This is a genomic window from Nocardia sp. NPDC051833 (assembly GCF_040681225.1).
GTDB lineage: Bacteria > Actinomycetota > Actinomycetes > Mycobacteriales > Mycobacteriaceae > Nocardia.
This window is the reverse complement of record NZ_JBFAYK010000003.1, coordinates 505997-518048: the sequence shown is the minus strand read 5'-3', so window position 1 is coordinate 518048 and position 12052 is coordinate 505997. Positions and strand designations below refer to the sequence as shown.

10 protein-coding genes are annotated in these 12052 nt (G+C 71.3%); 8 read left to right on the top strand and 2 right to left on the bottom strand.

Going from position 1 to position 12052, the window contains the following annotated elements:
* The first annotated feature begins 9 nt into the window (after window positions 1-9).
* The 6 genes from AB0L91_RS26995 to AB0L91_RS26970 all read left to right on the top strand — a co-directional run bounded on the left by AB0L91_RS26995 (window position 10) and on the right by AB0L91_RS26970 (window position 7050).
* Window positions 10-657, top strand: a complete 648-nt coding sequence (locus AB0L91_RS26995; RefSeq protein WP_365014776.1) for a hypothetical protein — start codon at window positions 10-12, stop codon at window positions 655-657.
* Complete coding sequence (locus AB0L91_RS26990; RefSeq protein WP_365014775.1) at window positions 654-1955, top strand: TetR family transcriptional regulator; 1302 nt, start codon at window positions 654-656, stop codon at window positions 1953-1955. The genes AB0L91_RS26995 and AB0L91_RS26990 overlap by 4 nt, the downstream gene beginning before the upstream one ends.
* 373 nt (window positions 1956-2328) lie before the next feature.
* A complete protein-coding gene (locus tag AB0L91_RS26985; RefSeq protein WP_365014774.1) occupies window positions 2329-3726 on the top strand; it encodes an FAD-dependent oxidoreductase in 1398 nt (465 codons plus the stop codon).
* An 89-nt stretch (window positions 3727-3815) separates the two neighbouring features.
* Window positions 3816-4868, top strand: a complete 1053-nt coding sequence (locus tag AB0L91_RS26980; protein WP_365014772.1) for a lytic transglycosylase domain-containing protein — start codon at window positions 3816-3818, stop codon at window positions 4866-4868.
* Between the two features lie 122 nt (window positions 4869-4990).
* Window positions 4991-6451 carry an alpha-L-fucosidase gene (locus AB0L91_RS26975; protein WP_365014770.1) on the top strand — a complete coding sequence of 487 codons (1461 nt, stop codon included), beginning with the start codon at window positions 4991-4993 and terminating at the stop codon, window positions 6449-6451.
* Window positions 6451-7050, top strand: coding sequence for a TetR/AcrR family transcriptional regulator (locus AB0L91_RS26970; RefSeq protein WP_365014767.1), 600 nt, complete (start codon window positions 6451-6453; stop codon window positions 7048-7050). The genes AB0L91_RS26975 and AB0L91_RS26970 overlap by 1 nt, the downstream gene beginning before the upstream one ends.
* Before the next feature lies 1 nt (window position 7051).
* Here the strand turns inward: AB0L91_RS26970 and AB0L91_RS26965 are convergent, their stop codons facing one another.
* Complete coding sequence (locus AB0L91_RS26965; RefSeq protein WP_365014765.1) at window positions 7052-7744, bottom strand: TetR/AcrR family transcriptional regulator; 693 nt, start codon at window positions 7742-7744, stop codon at window positions 7052-7054.
* 155 nt (window positions 7745-7899) lie between these two features.
* Here AB0L91_RS26965 and AB0L91_RS26960 point away from each other — a divergent pair, with 155 nt between their 5' ends.
* Both AB0L91_RS26960 and AB0L91_RS26955 read left to right on the top strand, forming a co-directional pair.
* Entirely contained in the window at window positions 7900-8334 is a 435-nt protein-coding gene (locus tag AB0L91_RS26960) for a hypothetical protein (RefSeq protein ID WP_365014764.1), read from the top strand.
* A 54-nt stretch (window positions 8335-8388) separates the two neighbouring features.
* A complete protein-coding gene (locus AB0L91_RS26955) occupies window positions 8389-9831 on the top strand; it encodes an amidase (RefSeq protein WP_365014762.1) in 1443 nt (480 codons plus the stop codon).
* A 5-nt stretch (window positions 9832-9836) separates the two neighbouring features.
* Here the strand turns inward: AB0L91_RS26955 and AB0L91_RS26950 are convergent, their stop codons facing one another.
* Window positions 9837-12050: an acyl-CoA dehydrogenase gene (locus AB0L91_RS26950; protein WP_365014760.1), complete on the bottom strand. Its 2214-nt coding sequence runs from the start codon at window positions 12048-12050 to the stop codon at window positions 9837-9839.
* Between the last annotated feature and the right edge of the window lie 2 nt (window positions 12051-12052).

The following is a 12052-nucleotide window of genomic DNA, read 5'->3' as shown; positions in this document are numbered from 1 at the left end:
GTCCCCACGATGAGCAACGAACAGACCACCACCGACGAGTCCCCGGTTGCCGAGTTGACCGCCACCGACACCGACACCGACACCGAAACGCTTACTGCCGAAACAACATCCACGGCCCCGACTGTCGGGTTGGCATCGCGCCTGCGGGCGATGGACCGAAGGCGGCTCGGCCTGCGGGGCGCGGCGGCCGTCCTGCTCGGCGCCTCGCTGGCGGCCTCGGTGTTCCTGTTCTTCGAGAACCAGAACACCAAGGACCTGCTGGCGGCCCAGCAGCAGGCGCGCGAGGCCGCCTGCCACTACGGTCCGGTGCTGGCCGACTACGACAGCAAGAAGCTCGACGCGTACTTCGCCGCGGTCCTCGACGGCTCGACCGGCGACTGGAAGAAGCAGTTCGAGGCCACCAGCGGGGAACTGCGTGAGGTCCTCACCCAGGGCGAAGTCACCTCGAAGGTCACCGACACCCAGTGCGCGATCCGCACCGGCGACGAGGAGTCCGCCGAGGCGATCGTGGTGATCGGCCAGACCATCTCCAGCCTGGGCACCGAGCACAAGCCCAAGCCGGGGCAGCTGTCCATGGTGCTGCGCCTGCACAACGACAACGGCCGCTGGCTGGTCGAGAAGGTGAACTCCCCGCTGACGACGGCACCCGCCCAGTGACCGAACCCGGCGCGCTATCCCCCCGGCGCCGCGGCGGTTCCGCGCGCGCGGCCGAGGGCAGATCGCCGGGCACGCACGCCGACGCGCCGTCCTCGGACGCACCGGCGCGCACGGTCCGGCGCAGGCCCAAGAATCGCAGGGCGCAGATCGCCGCGGAATCGGCGGCGGCGTTCGGCGCGCACGGCTACCACGGCGTGAGCATGGACGACATCGCCCGCAGGCTCGATATCAGTTCGACCGCTCTGTACCGGCATTTCCCGAGCAAGTACGCGCTGTTCCGCGCCGAGCTGCTCCGGTTGTCGGGCCTGGCGCTGCGGGCGGTCGAACTCCCCGAGGAGGCGGCGGGCTGGACACCACGGCAGCGCCTCGAGCACGTGCTCGCCGCCATCGTCGCCGCGACCATCGCCAACCGGCCCACCGCCGCCCTGGCCCGCTGGGAACGCCGCTATCTGGAACCCGAGGACCTCCGGGCGTTCAGCGATCAGTTCGCGGCCGCGATCGCGAGCCTGCGCGCGCGCATCGGCGAGGTCAGGCCGGAGCTGGACGGGCACGATCGCGCCGTGCGCGCGGTGTCCATCTACGCCGTCATCAGCAGCATCGGCGACCATCACGCGACGGTGCCCGCGAAAACCCTGGCCGCCCTGCTCGGTTCGCTGAGCTGGGCCGTGGTCGACGCCGACCTGTCGGCCCCGCGCACCGCGCCCCGCGTGCGCCGGACCGGTGACCGAGCGCCCCTGTTCAAACACGAGTTGCTGCTGCATCGGGCGGTCGAGCTGTTCCACGAGCGCGGATACCCGAATGTCAGTGTGGAGGACATCGCCGCGGCCGCCGAGCTGTCCTCGGCATCGGCGGTCTACCGCTATCACCGCAGCAAAAGCGATCTGCTGGTCGCGGCGTTCCGCCGGGCGGCCGACCGGGTGTCGGCGGCGATCCGGCCCGCGACCGCCGCCGCGCGCACACCGGCCGCGGCGCTGGGCACGCTGATCGAGCTGTACGTGTCGGGGTCGTTCGACGAACGCGCGCTGACCTTCGTCTACTACGCGGAATTCCGGCATGTCGACCAGACCGACCAGGTGACGCTGCGCCATCTCCAGCAACTGATCGTCACCGAGTGGGCCCGGCTGGTGGTCGCGGCCCGGCCGGAGCTCTCGCTCGGCGAGGCCCGCATCCTGGTGCACGCCGCCTTCAGCCTGGTCGTCGACCTCGGACGCACCTTCGGTGACGACGGAATCTGCCCGCAGGACACCGTGATCGGGCTGCTGGAGACCGTTCTGCTCGGCCGTCCACTGCCGCACTAGGCCCCGCCTGCCCGGCGCACGGCGGCCGGAACCGGCACATCGACTCCGGCCGCCGCGCTTCTCGATCACCCGTTCCCCGCGACAGTGAGTTCGCTGGGCTGCCGCACGGAACACGTGAGGAGGCACGACGCGCGATCACGCTGTGGCGAGGGGCACTTCCGCCACACACGTCGTCGCCGGGCACTTCGAACAGTACCTCGAGTTAACGGAATTGTCATCAACTTATTGATCTCGACAACCGGCGTTGCGCCGCATGAGTATTAGCGAATTCGCATTGCCTAGCCAGAATCGTCAGTAACATAAGGCAGGGGTATCGACACCCGGCAACGGCGCGCACACGTCGAGGACGGCCGGGCAGACGACTGGACGAGACATGGGAATCACCTGGCAGTCCGCGCGACGCGGCTTCCTGCGATCGACCAACCGCCGGGCGGCGGCCGCGCCGGGCGGGCGCACCGTCGCCGTGTTCGGCGCCGGGCTCGCCGGACTGACCACCGCGCACGAACTCGCCGAACGCGGCTTCGCGGTCACCGTCTACGAACGGCTCGGCGCGGCGGGCGGGAAGTGCCGCAGCATCGTCAGCGATCGGACCCTGCCCGGCGAGCACGGCTTCCACACCTTCTTCGGCTGCCACCGCGATCTGCCCGACACGCTGCGCCGTATTCCGTTCCGCCGCAACCGCGACGGCGTGTACGACAATCTGGTCCGGGTCGACGCGGCGACGATCGCGGGGATGGGACGCGCCGACTCGACCGCCGCGCTGCCGTTTCCCTTGCCGTCGCGCCAGAGCCCGAGGACGCCACGGCAGTTCGCCGATTCCTTCGCCTCGGTGTTCGAGACGCTGTTCTGCCTGCTCCCGCACGAGGCGCTGTTCGCCGCCGAACGGCTGGCGGTCTACATCTCGAGCTGCGAGGAACGCAGACTCGGCCAGTGGGAACGGATGAGCTGGAGCGAATTCGCGGGCCTGGACAACGCGTCGGCCGAATACCACCGCTTCCTCGGCGACGGTTTCCTCCGGACGCTGATGGCGACGCAAGCCAGCGCCTGCAGCGCGCATTCGATCGGCCTGACCGGCGAGGACTTCGTCCGGTCACTACTGAACCCGGACGACGACCGCGACGACCGGGTGCTCAACGGGCCGACCTCGGCGACCTTCATCGATCCGTGGGTCGCCCACCTGCGCTCGCTCGGTGTCACCTTCGCGTTCGGCGCGCGGCTGTCGGGCTTCGAGACCGACGGCGCGCACATCCGGGCCGCCACGGTGACCGACCACACCGGTGCCGGGCATCGCGTCGAGGCCGACTACTACGTCTGCGCGATCCCGCCGGACAAGGCGACCGCGGTGTTCACCGCGGACGTTCTCGCCGCCGACCCCCGGCTCGACGGGGTCTCCCGGTTGCCGTCGATCTGGGTGGTCGGCGTCCAGTTCTTCCTGCGCAGACGGGCCGATCTCGCGGCGGGCTTCCTCCCGAAACCCGGCTCGTGGGCCGACCGGCCGGACGCGACCACCGCCATCGACAACCTGTTCCTCGCGGGCGACTGGATCCGGACCCCGGCGAATGTCGCGTGCATGGAAGGCGCGAACGAGGGCGGACGGCTGGCGGCGAACGCGGTACTGCACGTCAGCGGTTCGGCGGCGGGCCGCGTCCCGATCACGCCCCGATTCCGGATGCCGCTGTGGGAGCCGTTGAAGCTCGCCGACAGCGCGCTCTATCACGCGGGTCGGCCCCACGCCTTCGACCTGACCGACCGCAGGTATCCGGTGCGCTGATCACGTCGCCCACCAGGCCGGACACGGCCACCCGTCCGCACTACCCGATTCCAGGCGGCCCGCACCAGGCCGCGGAAGGTGTTCACCCCATGCGCTCCGCTCCTCTCGCCGCGACCACGATCCTCGCGGCCGGGCTGCTCGTCACCGGTTCGGCCCGCGTCACCGCACCGGCCGTGCCCGAATTCATCGCCGCGCCGGCCACTGTCGAGTCCCTGCCGACCGAGTCGACCGTTGTCGGACTGCTCGCGCCCACGCCACCCACACCGCGCAAGCTGCGGACCGCGACGCCGCCGATCGAGCCGATCGCGGTCGCGTCGACCGGTACCACCGGCGGCCTCGGCATCCCCGAGATCGTCCTCGCCGCCTATCGCAATGCCGAACTGTCCCTGCAGACCTCGGCCCCGGGATGCGGCGTGAGCTGGCATCTGCTGGCGGGGATCGGCAAGATCGAGTCCGATCACGCCGACCGGGGCAACACCGACGCCGAGGGCACCACGCTGCGCCCCATCTTCGGTCCGGCCCTCGACGGCACGCTGCCGGGCAACGAGGTGATCCCCGCCGCCGGGGGCGGATTCGTGCGCGCGGTCGGCCCGATGCAATTCCTGCCGAGCACCTGGAGCCGCTACGACACCGACGGCAACGGCGACGGAACGACGGACCCGCACAATGTGTTCGACGCCGCGCTGGCCGCGGGCCGCTACCTGTGTGCCGATGGGACCGATCTGCGGGACGCCGCGGCGCGGCAACGTGCGGTGCTGCGCTACAACTACTCGGCGGCCTACGCGGCCGACGTCCTCGGCTGGTCGGAGCGCTACCGCACCGGTGGTTCCCCGGTGCGCGTCGACGTCGTCCTCGATCCGGTGGCACCCACCCGGCCACCGGTCGACACGGCACCCGAGACCCCCTCCCCCGCCGACGAATCCCCGCTCGCACTCGAACCCATGGCACCGACCCCGGCCCCGCCGCGTGAACCGGTGATTCTCGTGTCGCTCCCGGTGATCGGTGCCATCGAGTGCGGGATCCTGTGCGGCGAGCAGCCCACCGATACCGAACGGCCACCGGCCGACACCGACCCCACACCGGGTCCGCAGCTCACGCTGCCGCTCGGCGTGGTGATTCCCCTGCCGATGCCACAGGGCTGAACGGGCTCTCGCGCGGCCCTGACCTGGGCGAACCTGGCCCTCTTGCTCATGTATGCTTATTTTTGCTCACCTGAGCAAATCTGCGGATCGCCGCTCGCACCGCACGACACCGAGGAGTGCCGATGAGTTACCCGCCGAACCGGCAGGCCCTGGCCCAGCGGCCGGTCCCGGACTGGTACCGCGGGGCCAAGCTCGGTATCTTCGTGCACTGGGGCCCGTACTCGGTGCCCGCCTTCGCCGCACGCGGCACCGCGGACTACACCGCGTTCATGCGTGACCTCACCACCGGCGCGACGACCGCCGACCGGATCCCGTACGCGGAGTGGTACCTCAATTCGCTACGAGTTCCCGGTTCCCCCACCGCGATCCACCATGCCGCCACCTACGGCGACGGTGTCGACTACACCGGCTTCGGACCCCGCTTCGACGCGGCCGCGCGGGCGGTGGACTTCGACGAGTGGGCGGAGCTGTTCACCGGGGCGGGCGCCAGGTATGTCGTCCTGGTGACCCGGCATCTCGACGGATATCCGCTGTGGCCCACGGATATCGGCAATCCGCATATGCCCGGGAACTATCGCGCGTCCCGCGATCTCGTCGGCGATCTGTCGGCCGCCGTGCGGCAGCGGGGCGCGCGGATGGGCCTGTACTACTGCGGCGGCATGAACTGGACCTTCCGGACCGCCCCGCTGCGGACCATGACCGACCTGATCCGGCATCAGGCGCTGGGACCCGAATATGCCCGCTACGCCACCGCGCAGTGGCGTGAACTCATCGACACCTACGCGCCGTCGATCCTCTGGAACGACATGGGCTGGCCTGCCGAGGTAGATCCGCACGAGATCATGGCGCACTACTACGACACCGTCCCCGAGGGCCTGGTGAACGATCGCTGGATGCAGCCGAAGCTGCCGGGAAACCGGGTCGCCCGGGCCGCCTATCTGCGCTTCCTGGGCGGGGCGCTGCGGGTGATGGGCACGCTCGGCAAGCCGATTCCCGACCCGCCCAAGGACTTCCACCACGACTTCACCACCTACGAGTACGCCCTACCCACCGACCCACCGTCCGGCGCCTGGGAACTGACCAGGGGGTTGGGCAGGTCGTTCGGATACAACGCCGAGGAGACCGCCGCGGACACCCTCACCGGGACCGAGGTGATCCACCTGCTCGTCGACGTGGTGGCCGGGGGTGGCAATCTCCTGCTCAATGTCGGCCCCGACGGCGCCGGACGTATCCCCGACCTCCAGCGGGCACCATTGCGTGCGCTCGGTACCTGGCTCGGGCGCAACGCGGCGGCGATCTACGACACGGTCCCGTGGGACCGGACCGCCACCACCACCACGGACGGTCACCCGGTGCGCTTCACCCGGCGCGGCGACACCGTGCACGCGATCGTGCTGGCCGATCAGCCCGCGGGCGCGATCACCCTGCGCGACCTGACGATCCCCGACAGCGCCACGGTCGCCCTGGTGGGCGGGCCACCCGCACCGACCTGGCAGCAGCACGGCCCCGACCTGCTCGTCGAGCTACCGGCCCAGGCCGCACCGCAGCGGCACGCCTTCGCGCTCGCGATCACGGGGTGGTGATGGCCGGACAGCAGCGGCGTGCGGTGCTCACGATCACCGAACAGGCCCGCCGCGCCCAGATCGTGCGCGCCGCCATCGACACCATCGCCGAGACGGACTACGCCCGTGCCTCGTTCGCGGCCATCGCGCGCCGGGCCGGTCTCAGCAGCACCGGGATGATCTCGTACCACTTCCAGGGCAAACAGGACCTGATCACCGAGGTGATGCGCACTGTCCTGGCCGATTTCGCCGCCTTCGTGGTGGCGCGCACGGCGCCGGGTACCGCGGCCGAGGAACTGGCCGGGTTCCTCCTCGCGAACAGCGAATTCCTGCGCGAGCACCGGCATCACCTGGTGGCGATGCTGCGCATCCAGGCCGCCGCGCCCGACAGCGCGGACCTGGCCGGACTGGCGGCAGCGGACCGGGCGCAGCTGGCCGAACTGCTGGCCCGCGGGCAGCGCGACGGCGAGTTCCGGGAGTTCGACACCGATCTGATGGCCGGGTTCGTCCTGTCGCTGCGCAACGGGGTGATCACCCGGGTCGCCGCCGAGCCCGATTTCGACCTGGCGGCGTGCACGCGCGAACTGCTCGCCACGGTCCGGGCGGCCACCGAACGGTGAGTCAGTCCTCGGCAGGCGGCGCGACCAGATCCGCCATCGGTGTCAGCGGATTGAGCATCACGCCGACCTTGCGCAGACTGCTGTCCACGATCGCCCAGATCGCTTCCTGGAGATAGGACGACAGCTCGGCGGCGTTCATCGGCTGCATGGCGCGGCTCAGCCAGCGGTTCACGCTGCCGTCGACGAAGCCGACCAGGCCGAAGGCCATCGGCTCGGCGATCGTCACCGGGGCGGACTGGGCACGCAGCGCGTTCTCGAACACCTCCCGGACGGTGCCCGCGATGGCGATCTTGGTGCCGGACACGATCGGCGAATTGGGCCGCTTCTCCGCCGCCGACCCGGCACCGAGGAAATAGTGCAGTCGCGGGTTGGCGGCGATCCAGCCCACGTAGGCGTCCACCGAGCGCGCGATGGCCTCGGCGACGGTGCCTTCGGGGTTCAGGGTCGGGGCGAGCACGGCCATCAGGTCGTCGACGATGCGGGCCCGCAGTTGCTCGTCGAGGTCCTGGCGGTCCTTGAACAGCCGGTACAGCACCGATCGCGGCACCTCAGCGAGATCGGCGATCTCCTGCACCCCCACCGAGGCACCCTGGGCCTGCACGGCCGTCAGCGCCGCCGTGAGGATCCGGTCCCGGCGCTCGGCGCGATGCCGGTCCCACCGGCTGGCCCGGCCATCGGCGCGCTGTGCGGTCACGTTCCTCCCATCGGGCACCGGAACGGGGCGATCCGGCCCGGACAGTATCCCAGCCGGGTCCGGCACCCGGCCGACGCGGACTCGGGACAGATCACCGCCGATCGGCGATCCTGGTCTGGTCGGCGAGGATCACCGACGGAGAGGACCCGATCGATATGACGACCGCGTTGGCCGTGCTCGCCGCGGCGACGTTCTGCTGGCTGGGCATGGTGCTGGCCATCTCGTTCCTGGAGGCGCCGCTGAAATTCCGCGCGCCCGGGGTCACCGTGCCGATCGGGCTCGGCATCGGCAGGCTGGTCTTCCGGGCCCTCAATATCGCCGAACTCGTCCTCGCCGCAACGATTCTCGCCGCGATCCTGGTCGACTCCCCCGGCGCCGCGGCCACCCGGACCCTCACGGTGGCGATGGTCGTATTCGCCGCGCAGGTCGCGGTCGTGCGCCCGCGCCTGACCCGCCGCAGCGACGCCGTGCTCGCCGGTGCCGACGTGCCACGATCGCACAGCCATTTCGCCTATATCGCCCTCGAGGTCGTGAAGGTGCTCGCCCTGCTGGTCGGCGGCATCCTCGCGCTGGCGCACAGCATGCCCTGACCGGCCGCGCCACGTCCGCCGATCGAGTTGACATAGTGCGTAATAATGTAACGCATGAGCTCCAGCCGGATCGGGACGACGATCACCGACGAGTCCGCGATCGGCCTGGCTGCCGCCCTCCGCGCGGGTGAGGTGAGTGCCCGCGCGGTGGTCGATGCCCATATCGCCGTGCTCGAACGCTTCGCCCCGGCGACGAACGCCGTCGTCGTCGAGCGCTACGCGGCCGCGCGCGCCCAGGCCGACGCGGCCGACGCGCAGCTGGCGACCGGCCCCGCGACGCTGCCGCCGCTGTTCGGCGTGCCGATCACCGTCAAGGAGTCGCTGGCCGTGGCCGGCCTGCCCCACACGGCGGGGGTGCTGGCCCGCAGGCACCTGCGCCCGTCCGCGAACGCGACGGTGGTGCAGCGGGCGCTCGACGCCGGGGCCATCCTGCTCGGGCTGACCAACACCTCCGAGGGCTGCATGTGGATCGAGTCCGACAATCGGGTCTACGGCCGCACCAGCAATGTCCACGACCGGACCCGCACGGCGGGTGGATCCTCCGGTGGTGAGGGCGCGGCGGTCGGCAGCGGCGGGTCCCCGCTCGGCCTGGCCACCGACACACTCGGGTCCATCCGCATTCCGGCGTTCTGCAACGGCGTCTTCGGCCACCGCCCGTCGACCGGCCTGCTGCCGACCACCGGCGCGTGGCCGCCGCCCTACGGCGTCGCCGTCCTCTGCGCGAACGGCCTGATCGCCCGCCGCGCCGAGGATCTGATGCCCCTGCTGCGGATCATGGCCGGTCCGGACGGCGTGGACCCGCTCGCGCGGGAGATGACGCTCGGTGATCCGGCGACCACCTCGCTGGGTGGGGTGCGGGTCGTGCTGCTCGACGGCGCGTTCGCCCCCGGCGTCGGCCGGGAGGTGCTCGCCGCGCGTGATCGCGCGGCCGCCGCGCTGGCGAGCGCGGGCGCCGAGATCGTCCGCGTCCGGACGGGGTCGCTGCGGATGATCGGACTGTTCACCACGATGGTGCTCGCGAAAGAGACCGGCATCAGCTTCGCCGAGATCATGCGTGGCGAGGGCGCCGACATCCTGGCCCCACGGCAGCTCGCGGGCCTGCCCGGCGACCACACCCTGCCCACCCGGCTGCTCGCGCTCGGCGAACTGCTCGCCGCTCGCGTGCCCGCCGGACCGGCCCGGCGGATCACCGGGGCCGCTCACGCGGCCGCCGCCGAGATCGCCGAGGCCATCGGCGACGGTCTGCTCCTGCATCCCACGCTCACCTCCGTCGCGCCGCGCCACGGTCGCACCACCGGGCAGCCGTGGCGTACCGACGCGGTCGCCCCGTTCAGCCTCGCCGGGCTGCCGGTGACCCAGGTTCCGCTGGGCCGGGGCGCGCACGGGCTGCCGCTGGGTGTGCAGGTGGTCGCGGGTGCCGGCCGCGACCACCTGTCGATCGCCGCGGCCCTCACCCTCCAGGACGCCTTCGGCGGGTGGGTGCGGCCGCGGCCGTGACCGCGTCAGGCGGTCACCGAGGCGTCCCTGGGCAGGCCGAGCATCCGCTCACCGATAACATTGAGCTGCACCTCGGTGGTGCCACCGTAGATGGTGGTGGCGCGACCGGCGATCAACTGTTCCATCGCGTGATCGCTGCGCTCGCCCGGCACCGAGACCACCCCCGCGACCCCGAGCTCGGCGACGACGAACTCCGAGATCGCCTGTCCCAGGCCCATTCCCAGCAGCTTGCCGACGCTGGATGTGGTCGACACATCGATGCCGGAGAGCTGCTTGAGCACCACCCGCGACCCGATCACGTCCACCGCCCGGCTCTCGGCCATCAGCTCGCCGACGTGATAGCGCGCCACCGGCGAGAGCTCCCGGCCGATGGCGAACCGCAGCAGATCGGTGTCGGTGGCGTAGGCCTCCATCTTCTGGCTCAGCGCCACCCGCTCACCGGCCAGCGTCGTGCGGGCCACGTGCCAGCCGTCGTCGACCGCCCCGACCACGTTCGCGTCGGGGATGAACACGTCGTCCAGGAACACCTCGTTGAACAGCGCCGATCCGGTCATCTCCCGCAGCGGCCGCACGGTGATCCCCGGCGTCGACATGTCCAGCACGAAATAGGTGATGCCCTCATGTTTGGGTTTGTCCGGGCTGGTGCGGGCGATCAGCATCGCCCAGTCGGCGAACTGCGCGACCGTGGTCCAGATCTTCTGGCCGGAGATCCGCCAGCCACCGTCGACCTTGGTGGCCTTGGTGGTCAGGCTCGCCAGGTCCGACCCCGCGCCCGGCTCGCTGAACAGCTGGCACCACACCAGTTCCCCGCGCAGGGTCGGCACGACCAGTTCCCGCTTCTGCCGTTCGTCACCGTGCGGGACGATCGCGCCGACCGCCCAGGTGCCCATCAGCAGCTGCGGCATCGGAATCCCCGAGGCCTTGATCTCCTGCGAGATCACCACCTGCTCGAGCGGCGACGCCGACCGGCCGTAGGGACGCGGCAGGTGCGGCAGGTTCCAGCCGCCGTCACCGAGGGCGACCAGCTGCTCGTCCTCGTCGTCGATCGCGGCGATCACCGCGAGCTCCGCGCGGATCCCGGCCCGGATCTGTTCGGCCTCGGCGGGCAGTTCCAGCTCGCTCGACAGCGTCGCGCCCGACAGCGCGTAGCCCGCGACCGTCTCGGCCCGTTCGTCCCGTGCCCCGAGCTGACCCCGCAGCGCGAGCGCGCGCCGGTAGTACAGGTGCGCGTCGTGCTCCCAGGTGAAGCCGATGCCGCCGTGGACCTGGATGCAGTCCTGGGCCACCTCGACCGCGGCGTCGGGGATGATCAGTGCGGCGACCGCGGCCGCGTAGTCGGCGTTCTCGTCGTCGCGGTCGAGCGCGAACGCGGCGTCCCACAGGACCGCCCGTGCCTTCTCCAGCGCGATGCCCATGTGCGCGCACTTGTGCTTGACACCCTGGAACTGCCCGATCGGCCTGCCGAACTGCACGCGGGTCTTGGCGTACTCCGCCGCGGTGGAGACACACCACGACATCACCCCGACCGCCTCGGCGCCTAGCACCACCGCCGCCACCGAGCGCACTCGCGCCGTGGACACCGCGAGCACCCGCTCGGCGGGCACCTCGACCGCATCCGCGTGCAGCCGGGCCGCGCCGCGCAGCACGTCCACGGAATCCTGTGCGCTCACGGTCAGGTCGACGTTCTCGAACGCCACCCACCGCCGGTCACCGTCCACGGTGACCGGCGCCAGGATGACGTCCGCCGACACCGCCCCGGTCACGCCGTCGGCCGTCCCGTCGACGATCAGCGCACCGTCACGCAGCACACCCGTCAGCCCCGACGACAGGGCGACGGCGCCGGTGCGCGATCCGTCGGCCAGCCCGGGCAGCTGGGCCCGCGCCCACGCCCCGCTGTCCTGGGCGAGCAACGCGCTGGTCAGCACGGTCGGCACGAACGGACCGGTGTGCAGACCGCGGCCGAGCGGTTCGAGCGCGACGGCCAGGGTGAGCAGACCCGCGCCCTGGCCGCCCAGGTCCTCGGAGACGTGCAGACTCAGCAGATCCTGGGCGACGAGCGCGTCCCAGTACGGCAGCTGCTTGCCCGCCTCGGTGGATTCGACGGCCGCGCGGACGATCTCGGCGGTGACGGTGCGCTCGACGAATCCGCTGACCGCGTCGGCGAGGGCCAGGTGGTCTTCGCCGACGCCGACGCCGAGCTCGTAGCTGTTGCGTGCCATGG